The sequence below is a fragment of the Oleiphilus sp. HI0067 genome, assembly GCF_001635735.1.
This window is the reverse complement of the sequence record NZ_LWFI01000360.1, coordinates 1-802: the sequence shown is the minus strand read 5'-3', so window position 1 is coordinate 802 and position 802 is coordinate 1. Positions and strand designations below refer to the sequence as shown.

Annotated in this window: 1 protein-coding gene; it reads left to right on the top strand. The window is 44.6% G+C overall.

The features are described from left to right. The coding region (locus A3739_RS04340) for a capsule assembly Wzi family protein (protein ID WP_197472040.1) at positions 1-631 on the top strand (631 nt) is incomplete at its 5' end. Positions 632-802: the final 171 nt, after the last annotated feature.

Below are 802 nucleotides of genomic sequence, written 5' to 3'. Positions count from 1 at the left end.
GTGCCATGAGCCTAAAGATTTATTCAAAGCGTTTTTTGATCCAAGTTCTGCAGACAATGCAGGTAATAATCTTTCCAAAGATGATGAGTTTGGAAATCAAAGTGCTTCTTTTACCTCTCGAATCAATGTCACAGGTAGAGTACCTTTTAGCTTATATTTTGAATACGCGGGTGAAGATACATCCGTCAATAAATTTTATCGTTTGGGTAATGCGGCTTTGATGGGGGGGGCTTACTTTCCCGCCCTGTTCAGTGATCTGGATCTTACGATTGAGCATGCTGAATGGCAGAATGGATGGTATGTCCACCATATTTATCAAGACGGAAGTGTGTCGGGCGGTAACATAATTGGCCATGCCGCTGCAGATCAAAGAGAGTCTGGCGATGGAGTAGGAGGGAGAGCAACAACCTTGTCCTCAAGTTGGCAGTACCATGCTGGACGAATGTTATACATGCAAGTTCAATCAATCCAACAAGCGTCTTATTCAAACCAGAATTATGATCATGCCCTCGATGTTTTGATACGACATTCTTTTGCCGCCAAGGAAGCGCTTTGGGGCATAGAGGGGCGTTCCGGGAAGAATGTATGGGGTGATGATTATTATTCGATTGGAGCATTTACGCGATGGTGATGTACGGACTAATTAGCTTTGTGTTGCTGCTGTTTTCACCTGTACTTTACTCTATGGATGAGTTCACTTATTCCTTGAATGCGGGTGGAGCCTCAAGTCAGGTAAAGATCTTGCTCAATGGAGGTGATAATGCGCCTGCAAGCACAAGCGATTGGGATGCGGCCTTGCTGT